At 35.1% G+C, this 20,028-nt stretch carries 16 protein-coding genes, 1 tRNA gene and 2 pseudogenes; 9 read left to right on the top strand and 10 right to left on the bottom strand.

Going from position 1 to position 20,028, the window contains the following annotated elements:
• The first annotated feature begins 170 nt into the window (after positions 1 to 170).
• Together AAGD95_RS04090 and AAGD95_RS04085 are read left to right on the top strand one after the other, a co-directional pair.
• Positions 171 to 869, top strand: a complete 699-nt coding sequence (locus tag AAGD95_RS04090; protein WP_341818189.1) for a transposase — start codon at positions 171 to 173, stop codon at positions 867 to 869.
• A gap of 47 nt (positions 870 to 916) precedes the next feature.
• Positions 917 to 1,794: pseudogene (locus AAGD95_RS04085) on the top strand (IS982 family transposase); the annotation flags it as partial.
• On the opposite strand, the gene lon reads toward AAGD95_RS04085, so the two are convergent.
• The 6 genes from lon to AAGD95_RS04055 all read right to left on the bottom strand — a co-directional run bounded on the left by lon (position 1,675) and on the right by AAGD95_RS04055 (position 8,748).
• Positions 1,675 to 4,173, bottom strand: coding sequence for an endopeptidase La (gene lon / locus AAGD95_RS04080; RefSeq protein ID WP_341818277.1), 2,499 nt, complete (start codon positions 4,171 to 4,173; stop codon positions 1,675 to 1,677). The pseudogene AAGD95_RS04085 and the gene lon overlap by 120 nt on opposite strands.
• 15 nt (positions 4,174 to 4,188) lie before the next feature.
• Positions 4,189 to 5,466, bottom strand: coding sequence for an ATP-dependent Clp protease ATP-binding subunit ClpX (gene clpX / locus AAGD95_RS04075; RefSeq protein ID WP_265035398.1), 1,278 nt, complete (start codon positions 5,464 to 5,466; stop codon positions 4,189 to 4,191).
• Positions 5,466 to 6,092, bottom strand: a complete 627-nt coding sequence (gene clpP / locus AAGD95_RS04070) for an ATP-dependent Clp endopeptidase proteolytic subunit ClpP (protein ID WP_341818276.1) — start codon at positions 6,090 to 6,092, stop codon at positions 5,466 to 5,468. Before clpP ends, clpX begins: the two co-directional genes overlap by 1 nt.
• 11 nt (positions 6,093 to 6,103) lie before the next feature.
• Positions 6,104 to 7,438, bottom strand: coding sequence for a trigger factor (tig, locus tag AAGD95_RS04065; protein ID WP_341818832.1), 1,335 nt, complete (start codon positions 7,436 to 7,438; stop codon positions 6,104 to 6,106).
• 158 nt (positions 7,439 to 7,596) lie between these two features.
• Positions 7,597 to 7,678: transfer RNA gene (locus AAGD95_RS04060), tRNA-Leu, on the bottom strand.
• A gap of 218 nt (positions 7,679 to 7,896) precedes the next feature.
• A complete protein-coding gene (locus AAGD95_RS04055; protein ID WP_410542094.1) occupies positions 7,897 to 8,748 on the bottom strand; it encodes an IS982 family transposase in 852 nt (283 codons plus the stop codon).
• A 102-nt stretch (positions 8,749 to 8,850) separates the two neighbouring features.
• On the opposite strand from AAGD95_RS04055, the pseudogene AAGD95_RS04050 reads away from it, so the two are divergent.
• From AAGD95_RS04050 to gshB, 3 genes and pseudogenes are all read left to right on the top strand, one after another.
• Positions 8,851 to 9,066, top strand: a pseudogene (locus AAGD95_RS04050) (transposase); the annotation flags it as partial.
• Between the two features lie 86 nt (positions 9,067 to 9,152).
• A complete protein-coding gene (locus AAGD95_RS04045) occupies positions 9,153 to 9,749 on the top strand; it encodes a BON domain-containing protein (protein WP_006279461.1) in 597 nt (198 codons plus the stop codon).
• 60 nt (positions 9,750 to 9,809) lie between these two features.
• Positions 9,810 to 10,739: a glutathione synthase gene (gene gshB, locus AAGD95_RS04040; protein WP_341818274.1), complete on the top strand. Its 930-nt coding sequence runs from the start codon at positions 9,810 to 9,812 to the stop codon at positions 10,737 to 10,739.
• Here gshB and murG read toward each other — a convergent pair.
• Positions 10,724 to 11,755, bottom strand: a complete 1,032-nt coding sequence (gene murG, locus AAGD95_RS04035) for an undecaprenyldiphospho-muramoylpentapeptide beta-N-acetylglucosaminyltransferase (RefSeq protein WP_341818273.1) — start codon at positions 11,753 to 11,755, stop codon at positions 10,724 to 10,726. The genes gshB and murG overlap by 16 nt on opposite strands.
• 69 nt (positions 11,756 to 11,824) lie before the next feature.
• On the opposite strand from murG, the gene AAGD95_RS04030 reads away from it, so the two are divergent.
• The gene (locus tag AAGD95_RS04030) at positions 11,825 to 12,217 is read left to right on the top strand and encodes a hypothetical protein (protein ID WP_341818272.1); all 393 of its coding nucleotides are present in this window, start codon (positions 11,825 to 11,827) and stop codon (positions 12,215 to 12,217) included.
• 5 nt (positions 12,218 to 12,222) lie between these two features.
• On the opposite strand, the gene lpdA is transcribed toward AAGD95_RS04030, so the two are convergent.
• Together lpdA and AAGD95_RS04020 are read right to left on the bottom strand one after the other, a co-directional pair.
• Positions 12,223 to 13,596, bottom strand: a complete 1,374-nt coding sequence (gene lpdA / locus AAGD95_RS04025) for a dihydrolipoyl dehydrogenase (protein WP_341818271.1) — start codon at positions 13,594 to 13,596, stop codon at positions 12,223 to 12,225.
• 350 nt (positions 13,597 to 13,946) lie between these two features.
• Positions 13,947 to 14,144 carry a hypothetical protein gene (locus AAGD95_RS04020; protein WP_341818270.1) on the bottom strand — a complete coding sequence of 66 codons (198 nt, stop codon included), beginning with the start codon at positions 14,142 to 14,144 and terminating at the stop codon, positions 13,947 to 13,949.
• A 15-nt stretch (positions 14,145 to 14,159) separates the two neighbouring features.
• Between AAGD95_RS04020 and AAGD95_RS04015 the strand changes: the two genes are divergently transcribed.
• The 3 genes from AAGD95_RS04015 (at position 14,160) to sdhA (ending at position 17,370) form a co-directional block, all read left to right on the top strand.
• Complete coding sequence (locus AAGD95_RS04015; protein ID WP_410542088.1) at positions 14,160 to 15,011, top strand: IS982 family transposase; 852 nt, start codon at positions 14,160 to 14,162, stop codon at positions 15,009 to 15,011.
• Positions 15,012 to 15,125: 114 nt separating this feature from the next.
• Positions 15,126 to 15,257 carry a hypothetical protein gene (locus tag AAGD95_RS04010; RefSeq protein WP_265015624.1) on the top strand — a complete coding sequence of 44 codons (132 nt, stop codon included), beginning with the start codon at positions 15,126 to 15,128 and terminating at the stop codon, positions 15,255 to 15,257.
• A 307-nt stretch (positions 15,258 to 15,564) separates the two neighbouring features.
• On the top strand, positions 15,565 to 17,370 hold the full coding sequence (gene sdhA, locus AAGD95_RS04005) for a succinate dehydrogenase flavoprotein subunit (protein WP_341818269.1): 1,806 nt from the start codon (positions 15,565 to 15,567) through the stop codon (positions 17,368 to 17,370).
• Here sdhA and AAGD95_RS04000 read toward each other — a convergent pair.
• Positions 17,342 to 19,972 carry an ankyrin repeat domain-containing protein gene (locus tag AAGD95_RS04000; protein WP_341818268.1) on the bottom strand — a complete coding sequence of 877 codons (2,631 nt, stop codon included), beginning with the start codon at positions 19,970 to 19,972 and terminating at the stop codon, positions 17,342 to 17,344. The two genes, sdhA and AAGD95_RS04000, sit on opposite strands and share 29 nt — an antisense overlap.
• Positions 19,973 to 20,028 lie beyond the last annotated feature (56 nt).

Here is a 20,028-nt window from a genome sequence, read left to right as displayed (position 1 = left end):
TGTTATAAGATATAGCTCACACAGATAAAGTTTACTCTTTTGTCATCCTATGGCTTGACCATAGAAAAAAATCTAGATTCCAGCGGGCTTTGTTGCATAGCAACCGAAAAAATCTGGTGGCTACTGACAAAATTCATTATAAATAACCATTTAACTGTTGAAGAAAAAATATGCCACAGAAAATGAAAGTCAGTAACCAAAACGAATATAACAAATTCCTTGAAAAAAGGGGAAATATTTTTCGTTACATCGATGAAGCTATCGAAAATTGGTATGAAAATAGTCCAAAAATGCAGGGCGGCAACTATATTTACAGTGATAAAGTCGTAATTTTGGTGCATATAATTGTCAATCTTTTTAGAATTGGTTTAAGACAAACGGTGGGGTTTATAAAAGGATATCTGCAACAAATAGGAAAAAATTTGGCAGTTATCAGCTATTCACAAGCATCAAGAAGGTTTAAAAAACTTAATATTAAGATAAATGATTGCAGGGTTGATAAAAGCAACATGGAAAATATTGAAATTATCATAGATAGCACAAGTATCAGCATTTACAGTAACACTCCTGGCCACAGTAAGGAAAACAGTGCAGATAGAAAGTACCGAAGCTACGAGCAAGTAAGAAAGTTACATGTTATGTTAAGTGTAAATAGTAAAAAAGCTATAGCTGCAAGATACAGTAATGGCTTCTACTCTGACCACTATGGAGCTTGCGATTTGCTTGAAGAAGTTAATTTTCAGCACAAAATAAAAGCATTATATGCAGATAGGGCATACGATAGGCACAAACTTTATAAATTGTGTAAGAAATACGATATAAAGACAAAAGTTCTACCAAAAAAGGATGCAGCAGAACATTCAAAATAGATTATATGTCTGACAGAAATGCTGCTATTAACGCGAATTCTGGATTAATAGATGAGGTTAACCATGGAAGATATAACAAACTGTTTTGTTTGGTCGATGATTTTTGCAGAGATATAGAGAAAAATTTTGCAGGTAAACTACTGCCAAATGGTAAAAAACCCACAAGAACAACGGAAATTGAGTACTCCGAAATCATGACAATAATCCTGCTATATCAACAATCTCCGTGTAAAAATTTCAAAACTTTCTATCTACATTACCTAACGTTGCTCTACAAATCAGAGTTTCCAAAGTTGCCTTCATATACCAGGTTTGTTGCTCTAAAGCCTAGGGTTTTGTGGCATTTAGCAATGTTGTTGCATTGGCTTTGTGGACAGTCAGAAAACACTGGAATTTCATATATAGACACAACTCCCATTGCAGTTTGTCATGCAAAAAGAATATCCAAAACAAAGTTTTTGCTGGAATTGCAAAATTAAGCAAGAGTACTTACGGCTGGTTTTTTGGTTTCAAATTACATATGGTAATCAATGAAAATGGTGAAATTCATTCACTTACGCTAACAAAAGGCAATGTTGATGATAGGATACCTGTGCCAAATCTGACGGAAAAATTAACCGGCCTTTTGTTTGGTGACAAAGGTTATATTGCAAAAGAGCTTTTTCAGAAGCTGTTTGACCGAGGTTTGAAACTTGTTACCAAGGTGAAAAAAGGTATGAAAAATGCATTGATTTCGCTAAATGAGAAGATTTTACTGAGAAAAAGGTCTATCATTGAGACTGTTTTTGGTTACCTAAAAAATAGACTAGAAATTGAACACACTCGCCATAGATCCCCTGTTAATTTTTTGGTTCATATCTTTTCTACTCTCATTTCCTATTCCATCAAATCCAAAAAGCCTTCTATTTCCTATACTTTCTTCCTTCCTTAATCCAGAATTCGCGTTATTAGGGTGCATTAAAGCAACTTTCATAACTTCATCAATATTCTTAGCAAAAACTACGTTGATCCCCTCTTTGATGCTTGCAGGAATCTCTTGCATATCTTTCTCATTTTCACTTGGTATAATCACAGTTTTGATTGATCCTCTGAGCGCTGCAAGCAATTTTTCTCTCAAGCCCCCGATAGCTAAAACTCTACCACGCAATGTCACTTCGCCTGTCATAGCAACATTTTTGTTAACTGGTATATTTGTCATAAGAGAAACAATAGACGTACATACCGCGCCGCCAGCAGAAGGGCCATCTTTTGGTACAGCACCCTCAGGTACATGCAAATGTATATCATTATTTTGGAATTTTTCGGGCTTTATACCAAAAAATAAACAATTTGATCGAATATAACTATACGCAGCTTTTATAGATTCTTGCATAACCTCTCCAAGCTTTCCTGTGTATTTTATTTCTCCCTTGCCCGGAATTAGGACTGATTCTATCATCAAAATATCACCACCTGTTTCAGTATAGGCAAGCCCAGTTACTATTCCCACCAAACTCTCATTTTCTGCAATACCAAAGGTATATTTACGTACCCCTAAATAATCTTGTAAATTGTCAACTCCTACGGATATTTTCTTATTTTTATCAGTCAATATTTCTTTAACTGCCTTTCTCATGAGCTTTGCAAGCTCCCTTTCCATACTCCGCACACCACTTTCACGTGTATATAAACGTATCAACTCGTATAACGCCTCATTAGTTATGTCCCATTCCTTCTGATACAAACCATGCTCCTTCTTTAACTTCGGAATAAGGTGGTGTGTAGCAATACTGATTTTTTCATCTTCAGTATACCCGGACAATTGTATAATTTCCATCCTATCACGCAAAGGATGTGGCAAATTTAAGCTGTTTGCCGTAGCTACAAACATTACACTTGAAAGATCAAACTCAACTTCCAAGTAATGATCCGTAAAGTGTTTATTGTGCTCAGTATCTAAAACCTCAAGTAATGCAGATGCAGGATCGCCACGCGAATCAGAACCCATCTTATCTATTTCATCAAGCAGAAAAAGCGGGTTGCATGAATTAGCTTTTTTCATGTGTTGAATGATTTTACCAGGCATTGAGCCAATATAAGTTTTCCTATGCCCTCGTATCTCGGACTCATCACGCACACCACCAAGAGCTATGCGAACAAAATCTCTTCCTACTGCTCTTGCCATAGACTTAGCTAAAGAAGTTTTACCAACACCTGGCGGTCCAACTAAGCAAAGTATAGGACCTTTTATCTCTTTTACTCTTTTTAATACTGCTAAAAATTCTATTATTCTATCTTTTACTTTCTCTATGCCATAATGATTTTCATCTAAGATTTTTTTAGCTGCATTTAAGTTAATTTTTGCATCTTTGTACTTTCCCCACGGCAAATCAAGTAACCAATGCAAGTAACTAGATATAACTGTAGCTTCAGGAGAAATGGGATTCATTTTCTTGTATCTCTTCAAATCAGTTATAGCTTTCTCTCTTGCTTCCTGAGAAAGCTTTGTTTCATTTATCTTTTTTTCAAATTCATTGAGTATATTCCCTTCATCACCATTCTCAAATTCGCCTAATTCTTTCTGTATAGCTTTCAATTGCTCGTTAAGGTAGTAAACTTTCTGAGTGCTTTCAACTTGCGATTTAATTGTCTTATATAAACGGTTTTGTGCGTTCAAAATACTTATTTCTCTCTCAATAAAAGCAAAAGCTTTTTTTAAAAGCTCTTTTGGGTCATAAGCCTCAAGTATGCTTTGTTTATCCGATACTTTTATATTTAAATGTGAAGCTACCGTGTCTACAAGTTGATCAACTTCTTTGATTTGATCAATGGGGTTAATGGCAACTTCAGGCTGATTTTTCTTGTTTAGCTTACACCAGCTATCGAACGCGTCTATAACAGATCGCCTTAAAGCTTCTAAGTCAATATTGTCTTCATCTTCTTTATAATGATTGTCTAACTCTACCCTGGCTTGTAATAAAGTATGAGAGCTAATATATTCTACAACTCTTCCCCTTCTTATCCCCCGGATTATAACTTTTACTGCATTGTCAGGCAATTTTATTAATGGTTGTATAATGTTTGCTAACACACCTACTTCATAAAGATCTTCTGGCTCTGGATTATCAACAGAGCCATCTTTCTGTGCTACAAGAAAAATCTCATTTTGGTGACTACTACTACTTATTGCATACTCTAGTGCATTAACAGATTTTTCTCTGCCTATGAATAAAGGCACCATTATATTTGGAAAAATTACTACATCTCTTAAAGGTAATACTGACAATGCAGCAAAACCAGAGCTCACAGCACGTTCAATGTTCATAATATATGCCTCAAATTAATCATTAACCGTTATAACATTGCCATTATTATTATGATTAACCGTTGCTTTTCCTAACTCTACCATTTTCTTAGTGATTACTATAGTGCTACCTTCAAAGCCTCCGTTTCCAGATGTATACATAATGTCAAGCAAAAGTGACTCTAAAATAGCACGTAACATTCTTGCACCTGTTTTATAACTTATAGCCTTTTTAGCAATAGCTGATATTGCTTCATCTGAAAACTCGAGGTTTACTTTGCTAAACGCAAGCAATGCTTTGTACTGTTTTATTAGCGCATTTCTTGGTTCTGTCAAAACATGTATTAAATCTTCATGATCCAGCTCATCTAAAACAGCAGTTATTGGAACCCGCCCTACAAATTCGGGTATTAAACCGAATTTGATTAAATCTTCAGGTTGAACATCATGTAAAGCATTTTTTTTCTTTTGCTCTTTAGACTGACTTATATCTGCTCCAAAGCCAACTGATGTTCCCTTTTTTCTCGCTTCAATAATTTTATCGAGGCCTTCAAAAGCTCCTCCACAAATAAACAGTATGTTACTAGTATCCACTTGTATAAACTCTTGTTGTGGATGTTTTCGCCCTCCTTGTGGCGGAACATAAGCAACTGTACCCTCCATAATCTTAAGCAGAGCTTGCTGGACCCCCTCACCTGAAACGTCACGGGTTATTGAAGTGCTTTCAGATTTTCTTGTGATCTTATCTATTTCATCTATAAACACTATACCACGCTGTGCTTTTGCAACGTCATAATTTGCAGCTTGTAATAAACGCGACAACACGCTTTCTACATCATCACCCACATAACCTGCCTCAGTTAAAGTTGTCGCATCAGCCATAGCAAATGGCACATCTGAAACTTTAGCAAGTGTTTTGGCCAGCAAAGTCTTACCAGAACCAGTGGGACCAATAAGCATTATATTTGACTTCTCGATTTCGATATCACTTATAGCATGAAATTGTGCCATGGATTGACAATGGTTATACATAGCTACAGATAAGACATGTTGCGCATGTTCTTGACCTACAACATGCTTGCTAAGAAAATTTTTTATATCCTCAGGTTTCTTTAGTAATAGCTTCATATCAGATATACGATCTGAATTAAAAGATCTATCTTTCTTTTGACTTATTGCTTTATGGGATAATTCTATGCACTCATTACAAATAAACACCTTTAAACCATCCGAAGAGTTAGTAATCAATTTATCTACTTCATCTTGCGCCTTGTTGCAAAAAGAACAGTAGTGTAAATCATTATTGTTATCCATTAACCCACCTTTTGTTTAACTTTAGTATTTTCAATTTCAATATCTGTACGCTCAGCTATCACCTTGTCAATTAAGCCAATTTTCCTTGCTTCTTCAGGATCCATGAACTTATCTCTTTCCATCATTGCTTCAATTTTCTTCAGTGAATTTCCAGTATGTTTTTCATAAATTTGATTTAGTTTTTTCTTAACTCGCAAAATCTCATTAGCATGTATTTCTATATCAGTTGCTTGACCATGATAACCACCAGATGGCTGATGTATCATAATTCTTGAATGAGGTAGAGAGTAGCGCTTACCTTTTGTACCAGCTGCAAGCAATAAAGAACCCATAGATGCAGCTTGACCTATACATAAAGTTGAAACGTCTGGGTTTATATACTGCATTGTATCGTAGATCGACAAACCAGCAGTTACAACACCACCTGGTGAGTTGATGTACATACAAATGTCTTTATCGGGATTTTCCGATTCTAAAAATAAAAGCTGTGCTACTATTACGCTAGCCATGTTGTCCTCAATAGGACCTGTTACGAAAATTATTCTTTCTTTCACTAGTCTTGAATATATGTCATAAGCGCGCTCACCGCGACTAGTTTGTTCAACTACAATTGGTATAAGAGTCATACCTTTTCCTATTAAATATTACCAAACAATTCCTTTAATTCTTTCACAGAAATAATCTGCTCTTCTTTACTAACTTTTTCTATTATATAATCTGTCACTTTATACTCAAGCGCTTGCCCTCTAACTAATTCTTGAAATTGTTTATTTGATTCAAAATGCTTAAGTACTCTGTCAAACGGTACATCCTTACTGACATATTGATTTACAATAACATTCAAAACATCATTTTGAGTTAATGATATTTTATGTTCTGCACTAAATTTCATAAATAACATAGCAAGCTTTACACGTTTTTCAGCTTCTTTACGAGAATCATTTTGAGCACCCAGTTCTCCTTCCATTCTTTGTTGCTCCTGTTTTACTATGTCTGTGGGTAAATCAAAACTATAATTAGCATCCAAATAATCAAACAGCTCCTTTTTAATTAAGAGATTTCTCATTTCGGTACACTGATCACCAATCATTTTTTTTGCATGATTTATTAGCAAAGAATAATCTTTAAAACCAATACTCTTAGCTATTTCATTATCATTTTCAAAATCTTTGGCAACCTGAATCTCATTAATTCGCACAGAAAAATCAGCTTCCTGTCCTGCAAGGGAAATGGCTTGGTAATTTTCAGGAAATTTCAACTTAAAGTTCTTTGTTTCTCCCTTTTTCATACCAGTTAATTGATCTTCAAAACCATTAATAAATGTGCCAGACCCTAAATTAACGGCAAAATTTTTGCTACTTCCACCCTGAAAGAGCTTATTCCTAATCCGCCCTTCAAAATCAATTATCAATTTATCCCCATTTTTTGCTTGATAAGAAGCATCATCAACAGAGGCGAAATTGGGGAATTTTGTTTTAATAGAATCAATAAATTCTTTTATATCTTCCTCTTCAATCTTTGCTTCAATTTTCTTTAAGTTTATTTTGTCAAGATCTATCACTGGTACTTCAGGCATCGACTCAAAAGATAGCTTGTATACAAAATTGCCCTCCTCATTTTCTTTGTCCAGATCTGGTAATGATATCACATCAACCTTAGGATAAATGTGAGACTTGACTTCAATTTTTTTCATCAAATCACTTGAGCAATAATCAATTGTATTATTTACCACATATTCCAAAGCTTCGTTTTTATAATTTGCAACAACAAGGTCATAGGGCATCTTTCCAGCCCTAAACCCAGGTGATTTTGCATTTTCTGCTATCTCCTGCAACCTAGAATCTACCTTTTGTTTTATATAATCACTACTAACTGTGATTTCATACTCATGCTTTAGTTTATCTATACTAAGCTCTTTGTAGGTATATACGCTACTTACTTCGACTGTATTTTGAGGTATATTATTAGACATCATAATTCATTTATTAATATTTTAATTCATATCTTAATAGAGTCATTTTACCAGAATTTAAGTTAAACACAATCCTTAAGAACAGGTTTTTATACAAACAAAAGTGTATTTAGTGATTATAAATTTTTCCTTAAAACCTAAGTTACATGACTTTAAAGTGCGGATAGAGGGACTTGAACCCCCACGAGCAAGCTCACCAGGACCTAAACCTGGCACGTCTACCAATTTCGCCATATCCGCAAGAAATCTTCAGTAATTTATAGCTAACTCAATCGAAGCTGCCTGACGTTATCCCGCCGCGGTATCTCGCTATAGATTCCGCTAACAAGTAGCGGAATGACGAGTTTTCTGTTTACCAGATTCTGAATAAATTTAAACTACTCCAGTTTTATTATAAGTATCGTCTTGAAAATATTCAAGGTTTAAAGCTTTAATTAACTTATGACGCGAATTCTGGATTAAGGAAGGAAGAAAGCATAGGAAATAGAAGGCTTTTTGGATTTGATGGAATAGGAAATGAGAGTAGAAAAGATATGAACCAAAAAATTAACAGGGGATCTATGGCGAGTGTGTTCAATTTCTAGTCTATTTTTTAGGTAACCAAAAACAGTCTCAATGATAGACCTTTTTCTCAGTAAAATCTTCTCATTTAGCGAAATCAATGCATTTTTCATACCTTTTTTCACCTTGGTAACAAGTTTCAAACCTCGGTCAAACAGCTTCTGAAAAAGCTCTTTTGCAATATAACCTTTGTCACCAAACAAAAGGCCGGTTAATTTTTCCGTCAGATTTGGCACAGGTATCCTATCATCAACATTGCCTTTTGTTAGCGTAAGTGAATGAATTTCACCATTTTCATTGATTACCATATGTAATTTGAAACCAAAAAACCAGCCGTAAGTACTCTTGCTTAATTTTGCAATTCCAGCAAAAACTTTGTTTTTGGATATTCTTTTTGCATGACAAACTGCAATGGGAGTTGTGTCTATATATGAAATTCCAGTGTTTTCTGACTGTCCACAAAGCCAATGCAACAACATTGCTAAATGCCACAAAACCCTAGGCTTTAGAGCAACAAACCTGGTATATGAAGGCAACTTTGGAAACTCTGATTTGTAGAGCAACGTTAGGTAATGTAGATAGAAAGTTTTGAAATTTTTACACGGAGATTGTTGATATAGCAGGATTATTGTCATGATTTCGGAGTGCTCAATTTCCGTTGTTCTTGTGGGTTTTTTACCATTTGGCAGTAGTTTACCTGCAAAATTTTTCTCTATATCTCTGCAAAAATCATCGACCAAACAAAACAGTTTGTTATATCTTCCATGGTTAACCTCATCTGTTTTTTTATAACTGCTGAGTTTACCCTGTTTTCTTGCCTTTTCTATTCTCCTTTAATCCAGAATTCGCGTATGAAAAATGCATTGATTTCGCTAAATGAGAAGATTTTACTGAGAAAAAGGTCTATCATTGAGACTGTTTTTGGTTACCTAAAAAATAGACTAGAAATTGAACACACTCGCCATAGATCCCCTGTTAATTTTTTGGTTCATATCTTTTCTACTCTCATTTCCTATTCCATCAAATCCAAAAAGCCTTCTATTTCCTATACTTTCTTCCTTCCTTAATCCAGAATTCGCGTTTATGGTATTTACACAATCAAAAAAGCTTACTAACATTTCTTAATGAAAGCTCTAAATCCTGAAAATCAATAATGAGATTAATAACAAGCTTCTTACTCGCAATTTTTTTGATTACACAAAGCGGTTGCACAACCCTTATAATAGGTGGTGTGGTGGCTACAGCGACAGCAACAGCAATAACAATGCAGGACAAATCCTTGGGAAATATCATTGATGATACGACTATGGTCATCAGAATTAATAAGGGACTCTTAAAGCATGGACTATTTTCATCCATAAAGGTTAAAGTAAGTGAAGGAAGAGTATTGCTCATTGGAAGTGTTGACACTCCTGAAAAACAACTTACAGCAGAAAAAATAGCTTGGCAGCAAAAAGAAATTAAAGAAGTGATAAATGAAATAAGAGTAATACCAATTCAAATGGCTTCCATGCTAGACACCACTGTAGATGGCATGATAACAGCGGAAATAAGAACAAGACTTCTGGGGAAAAGAAATATTAAGTCAATTAATTATAGCGTTAATACGGTTGATAGAGTTGTTTATTTGATGGGCATAGCCCAAAATAAAGCGGAATTAAAAGCTGTAATAGCAATTGCAAGAAAAGTAAAGGGAGTAAAACAAGTTGTAAGTTATGTACGATATAGGTACAGTAAATTACGCCATTAGGCAAAAATCGCCTTCAAATTATAACATTTGTACAGTTGTGACAATAGGTAGAGAACATAAATGAAAGTTGCCTTTCAGATGGATAAAAATATAAATTTTGAAACTGACACTACATTTACATTGATAAAAGAAGCACAAAGGAGGGGGCATGAAGTTTTTGTCTATGCTCCTAACAATTTAGCACTAAAGCTAAACCATCCAATTGCTTTAGCCCAGAAAGTTACAGTTGATAATTGTGGATTCATTTCTAAAGAAGATATGGCAATCAACTTGAATGAAATGAACATCGTATTTATCAGACAGGATCCACCCTTTGATATGCGTTATATTACAACAACATATATCTTAGAAAAAACTAGCGCATTGGTAATTAACAATCCAACAGAAATAAGAAATTGTCCTGAAAAATTGATAACTTCATTATTTCCAGAGCTAATTCCGCCGACTTTGATTACTGAAAATATATCAATGATTAGAGATTTTTACCGCAACTATAAAGATATTATTCTGAAGCCATTGTATAGTTATGGAGGAAACGATGTGATAAGAATACAAGACGAGAATAGTATTCAAGTAGTAGTGGATCTCATGATAGCAAAATATGAATGTCCTGTAATTGCGCAATCATTTTGTAAAAACATAGATAAAGATAAAAGAATATTGCTACTTTATGGTCAACCAATTGGTGTAATGAAACGAGTTCCAAAGATTAGTGGAGAGATTAGGACAAATGTGCGGCTCGGAGCAAGTTTTGAGCCCGCTCAAATGAACGATAGGGACAATGAAATATGTAACAAAATTGGTCCTGAATTAAAGAAAAGAGGGCTAATATTTGTTGGTATTGATATTATAGATGACTTCCTGCTCGAAATTAACACAACTTCACCCACGGGAGTAGTTCATATCAATAAATTGTATAATATATCGCTAGAAAAAGATCTTTGGGACGTGTTTGAAGAAAAAGCAAGCAGCCATCAACTAAACCTGTGAACAATTACCTTAACAAACTCAGTAGTCCCATTCTTTATCCCTGTTTTTTTTGTATTATTGGTCATATCACGCAATTTTTGAGAATTACTGAGTAGATCAAATAGTAACTCTGTTAGATTTTTTTTTGCTTCACTATTTTGCTCAACTATTACAGCTGCTCCCGAATCTTCAATATATTTTGCGTTATAAAATTGGTGATTATCTTTTGAGTAAGGGTAAGGAATATATATAGTAGAACGCCTAGCAAGAGTGATCTCTGCTATTGAAGTTGCTCCTGCTCTGCTAATTACCAAGTGAGCATTGGCCAGTCTATTCTCCATATCATCAAAAAATTCACTTAATTCACAATCGATCTTTTCACTTTTGTATAGACTCTTGACCTTGTTTACATTTTTCTTCGTACATTGCTGCGTCACTCTAATTTTCTTTTTCATTTTAATAGGTAAATCACAAATTACGCTGCTTACCACATCATCAAAAAAATTTGCACCTTGGCTGCCTGCTATGACCAATATGTTTAGGGCTTTCTCAGTGCTAGAATGGCTCTGTGCTTTTATATCAACAAAATTTCCTGTAAAAATACATTTATTGCCCTCTGCATATTTAGTCTCCGGAAAGCTGGTTGCAATTAATTTTGCACTCTTGAAAAAGAATCTATTTACTCTCCCTAAAACTGTGTTTTGTTCATGTAAAATTATAGGTATAGAAAGAACCTTTGCTGCAAGAAGAGTTGGAAAAGAAGCGTAGCTACCAAAACCAATTACTAATCTTGGCTTCAATTTTCTGATTTTATATATTGCTAGCACACAACTATACATTAATAAAAGGAAAAACTTAAATTTGTTGCTGCTTGGTTTACATAATGGCAAGGTGTAGTTTCCCACGTCAGTATTTTTATTTGTTTTTTTATCAGTAAATACTATGCAACTATATCCTTGTGCCTTTAGTGCTCTTGCTAAAGTTATAGCTGGAAAAATGTGTCCGCCTGTGCCACCTGTTGCTAGGGTGATATCCATCTGTAAATAATAAATCCTAGATTGTTAACTGTTATTTAATAATTTGCACGTAGAATTTTATTAAGCTTTATGATAGTTGAGTTAAAAATGCCTAAAAGTAATAGTAAAAAAGAACCTAATGAGAAAAATAAACCTCAAGAACAAAGAGAAGGCAGAAGCGGAGGTTTTTTAGAACTGCTAAAAAATATAACAAAAATTCTTTTCAATTCGGTCGTTGACCTACCTGGGCACGAGCAGCATAATAAAATGAAAAGCACTAATCTACAACAAGGTTTGAATACTAAAGGAAAAGGCCTAGAAGATCTTCATCCAAAGGCAAAGCTTGAAGTCAAAGAAGCAGCTAAGGGATTGAAAGAAGAGTTACAGAATTCTGATGCTGGTGGTAATCAATCTATTGAAACTAAAGTGCCTAATCAAACTACTACTCAAGACATTGACAACTCTAAAACGATGGAACGTTAGTTCAACTATTTAACATCTGCAGCAAGCACTGATTCATGTATCATCTCTGAAATGGTTGGATGAGGAAAAATCGTAGATTTTATGTCGAAGTCTGTTCCTTCTAGTTGCTTTGCAAGAGCAAAATTGCTAATTAACTCCGTTACTTCTGCACCTATCATGTGGCTACCCAGAATTTCTCCGGTTTTTTTATCTATAATCGTTTTCACTAACCCTTCAGTTTCACTGAGTGCAACAGACTTACCATTAAAGTTAGAGTGAAATTTTCCTATTTTTATATCATACCCACCTTTTATTGCCTGTTCCTCAGTAAGGCCGATGCTCGCTATTTGTGGATGAGAATAAGTGCAATTTGGTATGCATTCTTTTTTTAACGCATGAGCATTTTTACCAGCAATCTTTTCAATGCAGATCACGGCTTCATGGCTCGCTTTATGTGCTAAACATGGTGGGCCAGCTACATCACCTATTGCATACACATTTGATTCACTAGTTTCATACCATTCATTCGTTTCAATAAAACCAGAAGGGCTTAATTTAATTTTTGTATTTTCTAAACCTATATTTTCAGTATTTGCCTGAATTCCAACCGCAACAATCACCCTATCAAATTCTTTGCTCTCACCACTACTTAGTAGCACTTGAGCAGAGTCTTTACTTTTAGTCAAAGCTTTTACGCTACTGTTTGTATATATTTTTATCCCCTGTTTTGTGAATATTTCTTGTGCTAAATCTGAAATGTCTTTATCCTCCAGCGGCAAAATAGTGCTCTTTATCTCTATGATTGTTACATCAACCCCCAAAGTGCTATAAAAACTTGCAAATTCTATTCCAATTGCACCAGACCCTATAATTAGTAGTGATTTTGGTAATTTGCCCGGCATCATAGCGTGCTGTGCATTCCATATTAAATCTCCATCTACCTCTATTCCAGGCAGATTCCGTGCCCTCACGCCTGTTGCTAAAATAATATGCTTGGAAACAATTTCTTGTTCTTCCTTATCGCTAACAATTTTTATAGTACTATTGCCTGCAAGTTTACCAAAGCCTTGATGAACTTTGATGTTATTTTTTTTCATCAAATATGCAACGCCACTTGATAATTTATCAACAACGCTTCTTGAATATTTCACTATTGATTGTATATCAAAACTCGCTCCTTTTACTTCTATACCAAACTCTTTTGATCTTTTTATTAGCCTATAAACCTCAGATGCTCTAAGCAGTGATTTTGTTGGTATACATCCCCAATTTAAGCATATACCGCCTAAATTTTTTTCTTTTTCCACAATTGCAGTTTTAAACCCAAGCTGTGCCGCTCTAATTGCTGCTATATAACCACCAGGACCGCTACCTATAACTGTAATATCATACTCATTCATCAGTTTTCTTCGTATTCAAAAAGATTATATATAACAGATGGAACCCGTATGATCAATATTCAGGTAGCTGACAACATAGAAACGAAAAAACTTACTTGACAAACTCCGCCAGCCCCCTTATCATGAGACTGAAGCTATTGTATTTGCTTTCGCCAATCTGCAGATTAAAAGGTAAGGATTACTTAATGTATCGGCGTCTTATGTTTAATTTTTTGCAGTATATAGATACTGTATGTCTTTACAAAACTTCATCTACATCTAGATTTTTATCTAAATAAGCTGAACGCGCTTATAAAGCGTTACAAGACATCAAAAAATGCCAATACTCGACAGAGATAGTAAAAGACTAGCTAACTCGGGGATTCTTTGTCTTTTTTTCTGCTTGGTAAATTTCTTAAACATTTGCAGCGTAAGTTAGTTGCAATTAAAAGCAGCTGAATTTCGCTTGTCAAGCGTTTAAAACGCGAATTCTGGATTAAAGGAGAATAGAAAAGGCAAGAAAACAGGGTAAACTCAGCAGTTATAAAAAAACAGATGAGGTTAACCATGGAAGATATAACAAACTGTTTTGTTTGGTCGATGATTTTTGCAGAGATATAGAGAAAAATTTTGCAGGTAAACTACTGCCAAATGGTAAAAAACCCACAAGAACAACGGAAATTGAGCACTCCGAAATCATGACAATAATCCTGCTATATCAACAATCTCCGTGTAAAAATTTCAAAACTTTCTATCTACATTACCTAACGTTGCTCTACAAATCAGAGTTTCCAAAGTTGCCTTCATATACCAGGTTTGTTGCTCTAAAGCCTAGGGTTTTGTGGCATTTAGCAATGTTGTTGCATTGGCTTTGTGGACAGTCAGAAAACACTGGAATTTCATATATAGACACAACTCCCATTGCAGTTTGTCATGCAAAAAGAATATCCAAAAACAAAGTTTTTGCTGGAATTGCAAAATTAAGCAAGAGTACTTACGGCTGGTTTTTTGGTTTCAAATTACATATGGTAATCAATGAAAATGGTGAAATTCATTCACTTACGCTAACAAAAGGCAATGTTGATGATAGGATACCTGTGCCAAATCTGACGGAAAAATTAACCGGCCTTTTGTTTGGTGACAAAGGTTATATTGCAAAAGAGCTTTTTCAGAAGCTGTTTGACCGAGGTTTGAAACTTGTTACCAAGGTGAAAAAAGGTATGAAAAATGCATTGATTTCGCTAAATGAGAAGATTTTACTGAGAAAAAGGTCTATCATTGAGACTGTTTTTGGTTACCTAAAAAATAGACTAGAAATTGAACACACTCGCCATAGATCCCCTGTTAATTTTTTGGTTCATATCTTTTCTACTCTCATTTCCTATTCCATCAAATCCAAAAAGCCTTCTATTTCCTATACTTTCTTCCTTCCTTAATCCAGAATTCGCGTTTTTAGGTTAATAAAATTATATGGACAAGATGGTGTAAAAGAGTGGAAAAAGAAAGCAATTTATGGAAAGAGATCTTACATAGAAGGATTTTTCTCAAGGTTGAAGCAAGTATTTGGATTTAGCTTTAGGAATAAATCTGAAGTAAATCGTGAAAAAGAATTACTAATTAAGTGCTATTTGCTCAACAAATTCACTGATATTGGTATGGCTAAATTTGAAATCATTACATAAATTTGTCGTAAACCATCACTGCTTAAGGTGCTATGCAACAAAGCCATCCCAGTGTCAAGCACTGGAATGACACCATTCTTTTTCCTGGATTCCAAACTGGGATGACAGCTAGCCTGACAATCGTCATCCCGCTGCTTGTTAGCGGGATCTAGAGATACCGCGGCGGTATGACGTAGATTGCTGTCATTTCGCTACTCGTTAGCGCCGCAGCGGTATGACGGTTCGCGGTGGTATAGCTATAGAAAACTTGTATAGATTTTTTCTACTTCTGTGATATCATAAGCCCGTAATGATAAAATAAGTAAATATGGATAAGTCAGCGTATGAGATCATAGAACATGAGTATGACGTGGTAGTAGTAGGTGCAGGTGGAGCAGGGCTCAGAGCAACGCTTGGGATGGCTGCAACTAATTTTTCAGTTGCCTGCATTTCGAAAATTTTCCCTACACGAAGTCATACAGTTGCAGCACAAGGCGGAATTAGTGCAGCTTTAGGTAATATCGGTGAAGACAATTGGCGCTGGCATGCGTATGACACAATAAAAGGTTCAGACTGGCTTGGTGATCAAGATGCAATAGAATATATGTGTAAAAACGCTGCTAAAGCTGTTATTGAACTTGAAAATTTTGGCGTACCTTTTTCTCGTACAGAAGATGGCAAAATATACCAGCGCTCTTTTGGTGGAATGACAACTCACTTTGGTAAAGGAAAATCAGCTCAACGCACTTGTGCGGCAGCAGACAAAACTGGGCACGCAATCCTTCACACTCTATATCAGCAGTGTCTTAAATTCAACGCTGAGTTTTTTGTTGAATACTTTGTGATTGATTTAATTATGGATAGCGAAACCGGAGCATGCTGCGGAGTTCTTGCTTGGTCGCTATGCGACGGTACATTACATAGATTTCGTGCGCATAGAGTGGTGCTAGCAACAGGTGGATATGGACGTGTTTATTTCTCTGCAACAAGTGCGCATACCTGCACAGGTGATGGTAATGGCATGGTAGTAAGGGCTGGATTACCACTTGAAGATATGGAATTTGTACAATTTCATCCAACAGGAATATATGGCTCAGGGTGCTTGATGACAGAAGGGTGCCGTGGCGAAGGGGGATATCTCGTTAATTCTCAGGGCGAAAAGTTTATGGAACGTTACGCACCAAAAGCAAAAGATTTAGCTTCTCGTGATGTGGTAAGTCGCGCAATAACAATTGAAATTAGAGAGGGAAGGGGAGTTGGACCGAAAAAAGATTACATGTATTTAACTATAGCACATCTTGATCCGGAAGTAATAAAACTCAGATTGCCGGGCATTAGCGAAACCGCAAGAACTTTTGCTGGAGTTGATGTCACTAAAGATCCAATACCGGTCATTCCGACTGTTCACTATAACATGGGTGGCATTCCAACCAATTATTATGGAGAAGTGATCACGCTGAAGCAAGGTAAGGAAGAAGTGGTAGATGGACTATTTGCAATTGGAGAAGCTGCGTGTGTCTCTGTGCACGGTGCAAATCGACTTGGTTCTAACTCGCTTCTTGATCTTGTGGTTTTTGGCAGAGCTGCAGCGCTCAGAGCAAAAGAGAAACTAAAATCCTGTACACCACATAAAAAATTGAGCTCAGATTGTACAGATTGGATAATAGATAGGTTTAATAAAATGCGATTTGCTTCTGGAAAGCTCAAAGTAGCAAAAATACGCAGCGAAATGCAGCACACTATGCAAAAGTACGCATCAGTGTTCCGTGTTGCTGAAGTTTTAGAAGAAGGTAAAAAAGCTATAAAAAAGGTAGCAAAAATGATGCCTGATGTTTCACTTGAGGATCGCAGTATGATGTGGAACAGTGATTTAGTTGAAGCGCTGGAGCTTGCTAACATGATCCCACAAGCGGTTATTACCATGGAATGCGCAGCCAATCGAAAGGAAAGTAGAGGTGCCCATGCTCGTGAAGACTTTCCTGAACGTGATGACAAAAACTGGATGAAGCACACTATAGCGTGGCTTGAAGAAAAGAAAGGGCAAATTAACGTAAAAATTGACTACAAAAAAGTTGCTGAAAAAACTCTGAGCGGTGAGATTGATTTCATAGCGCCAGAGAAGAGGGTTTATTAGTCAGCCCATCTAGCTTATTTATGAATTGACGTAGTATTGATATATCGCTCATTTTGGTAGCTGGATTTTCTGCACATTCTGATTGATTTGATGATTTTTGCACCTCTTGCTCTTCTAAATCGTTGGACTTATTTTCTATATCTTTAACAGAGTTATTGCATTGTGTATCATTTTTTGGTGCGTTATCTTGAAGTGTAAGTTGCTTTTCTTCAGTAAACTTTCCTTTAATTTTTCCAAATCCTTCATAAATATTTTCTAAATTCAAGTAAATAAGATAACAAACTCCAATAACTGCTATAATAGATGAGGCAGTTGCAATTGTAATAATTCCTTGAGAAGTACTGAATATTACTGCACAGGCTAAAGCAGCAAATACAAGCGTTGTCACTACTTTACAAACAACATTATTGACATACTTCACAATATCGCGTGCTTTTAACTTCTTGCCAAAATTGCACTTCAGTTCAGTTCTCATATCATCTGGAATAAGCGCTCTACCCGTTGGTTTCTCTATTCCTTTTATAGTTTTATAATACTCTTTGCTCCATAATCTTTTGGGTAGTATTAACTGCTTTGGATCAACACCATTTTGCAATAATTTTACACAGAACTTGATCGTGTTATCACGGCTCTTAGGATTGACCAAATTATGTTTATCTTTTGTCGTCTTAGTAATTAACGCTACTTGTAGTGGTGTTCGTTCTTTTTCGTTAGTGGCGTTTGCAGCTTTACTAAATTTCTCTTTTTCCACCGAATTTAAAATCAACTTCAAACATGCAACTTTTTGTTCTCCTTTGAATGAAGCAATATAGTGCAGAGCATTTTTTTCATCTTTATCTTGCACAGTAATATCTGCACCATTTTGTAGAAATAACTCTAAGGCTTTATACCTCTTTGTTTTTTCAAATTTTCTATCTGTACATGATCGATCCTCATTCTTTTCTTTTATATGCTGAAGCAGCTGATGAAGAGGTGTTTGTTCTTCCTTGTTAGTAGTATTTACAGCATTACTAAATCCATCTTTATCTGAAATCAATTCCAAACATGCAACTTTTTGTCTTCCTTTGAATGAAGCAATATAGTGCAGAGCATTTTTTTCATCTTTATCTTGCACAGTAATATCTGCACCGTTTTGTAGAAATAACTCTAAGGTTTTATACCTGCCAGTATCCTTAAATTCTTTTTTTACTACATTTTTTATTTTATTTTTCAATGAAGGTTCTTTACTCTTTTCTTGTATGCGCTGGAGTAGTTGATAGAGCGGTGTTTGCCCTTTTTTGTTTTTATCATTTACAGCTTTTATAAATTGCTCTTTTTGACCTGCTTCTAGCAATATATTGAGAAGTTCAAGTTTTTGTTTTGTTTCAGGTTTAACAATCAAGTGTAAAGCATTATTACCATCTGTGTCTTTAAGGCTAATATCTGCCCCTTTTTGCAATAACTCTTCAAAACGTTCTTTATCATTATCTTTAATTGCTAAATGTAATTGATAATTATCATTACTATCTGGAGTATTTATGGTACGTGGTATAATTTCTTTAATTTTTGCTTCTGTATTGATTTTTATTTCTGGCTTTAATTTAGATTTCTTTCCTTGCTCTGCTAATTTTCCTAAGAGATTACGGTAGTATGTTTTTTGTCTTTCATCTAAACCTTGTAATTCTTTTGTAGATAATCCTAAATTATCAGGGCTAGCTCCATGCTCTAACAATTTTGTAAGAAACTTAAGTGTGTTATCGTTATCTTGGATTGTATGAGACTCATGTTTTTCTTTTGTTATCTTGTTGATTAGTGCCACCTGAAGAGGAGTTTTTTCGTCCTGATTTTCACTATCAACAAGTTGTGCTAAATCTTCCTCGGTGACCGTTTTTATTAAGGTACCTAGAAATTTGCATTTCTGTTTCTTTTCCAACGACGCGATAAGGTGTAAAATATTGTTGTCTTTTTCACCTTTCACACTATTAATATCCGTACAATCTTTTAGATATTTTTTTAATTTCCTGTTATTTCCGTTTTTGATCGCTTTTAATAACAGAGCATTGCTATTTGTTATTTCGTTGCTTTTCTCTACTTCTTGATCTTCATTTGCTGTATTAGGGTTACTGATTGAATGTTTCTCATAATCATCACCAGCATCGCTACTGTAGTCACTTTCAATTCCACTGTCTTCACTATTCCTACGATCATTTTGGTTACAATATTTGCTATTATAAGTAATTTCTGAAATTGCTTGCTTTACTCGCTCTTTTGTTTCATTTGATATTTTTTTCGATCGTTCTATTGCTTTATCTAGCACTGGAAGGAAGCATTGGACATAATACCTATAATATTTTTCTTGTTCTCTAAGTGATTCTTCTAATTTAGTTAATACTTCAGGACTAGCATCTTTCTCAAATAACCTTTTACACTTCTTGAGGGTTCCATCTTGACCTCTTGGTTTTTCACGCTTGTGTTCTTCTTTTTTTACCTTTCTCTCTATATTGCAGTGCAATTGCTCGTCTTTTCTATCCTGCTCTCGCTCTCGCTCTTGCTTTTTATTTTTATCTATGCATTCACCTAATTTATCTGCATTAGTAGTTAGTGCAGTTATATCTATACCCATACTAAAACCTCAATATTAAAAGCTATTTAAGTTGTCAGCACTAAACTAACAACCAA

The organism is Wolbachia endosymbiont (group B) of Ennomos erosarius, assembly GCF_964026905.1.
Lineage (GTDB): Bacteria > Pseudomonadota > Alphaproteobacteria > Rickettsiales > Anaplasmataceae > Wolbachia.
The sequence above is the reverse complement of the archived record's forward strand: the minus strand, read 5'-3'. Positions and strand labels throughout refer to the sequence as shown.

Excerpts from the sequence above, each read along its gene's own strand:
- AAGD95_RS04030 (WP_341818272.1), top strand. The coding sequence starts at position 11,825 with ATGATAGTTGAGTTAAAAATGCCTAAAAGTAATAGTAAAAAAGAACCT.
- AAGD95_RS04090 (WP_341818189.1), top strand. The coding sequence starts at position 171 with ATGCCACAGAAAATGAAAGTCAGTAACCAAAACGAATATAACAAATTC.
- lon (WP_341818277.1), bottom strand. The coding sequence starts at position 4,173 with ATGAACATTGAACGTGCTGTGAGCTCTGGTTTTGCTGCATTGTCAGTA.
- clpX (WP_265035398.1), bottom strand. The coding sequence starts at position 5,466 with ATGGATAACAATAATGATTTACACTACTGTTCTTTTTGCAACAAGGCG.
- AAGD95_RS04000 (WP_341818268.1), bottom strand. The coding sequence starts at position 19,972 with ATGGGTATAGATATAACTGCACTAACTACTAATGCAGATAAATTAGGT.
- murG (WP_341818273.1), bottom strand. The coding sequence starts at position 11,755 with ATGGATATCACCCTAGCAACAGGTGGCACAGGCGGACACATTTTTCCA.
- gshB (WP_341818274.1), top strand. The coding sequence starts at position 9,810 with ATGAAAGTTGCCTTTCAGATGGATAAAAATATAAATTTTGAAACTGAC.
- lpdA (WP_341818271.1), bottom strand. The coding sequence starts at position 13,596 with ATGAATGAGTATGATATTACAGTTATAGGTAGCGGTCCTGGTGGTTAT.
- sdhA (WP_341818269.1), top strand. The coding sequence starts at position 15,565 with ATGGATAAGTCAGCGTATGAGATCATAGAACATGAGTATGACGTGGTA.
- AAGD95_RS04045 (WP_006279461.1), top strand. The coding sequence starts at position 9,153 with ATGAGATTAATAACAAGCTTCTTACTCGCAATTTTTTTGATTACACAA.
- clpP (WP_341818276.1), bottom strand. The coding sequence starts at position 6,092 with ATGACTCTTATACCAATTGTAGTTGAACAAACTAGTCGCGGTGAGCGC.
- AAGD95_RS04020 (WP_341818270.1), bottom strand. The coding sequence starts at position 14,144 with ATGGTTAACCTCATCTGTTTTTTTATAACTGCTGAGTTTACCCTGTTT.
- tig (WP_341818832.1), bottom strand. The coding sequence starts at position 7,438 with ATGTCTAATAATATACCTCAAAATACAGTCGAAGTAAGTAGCGTATAT.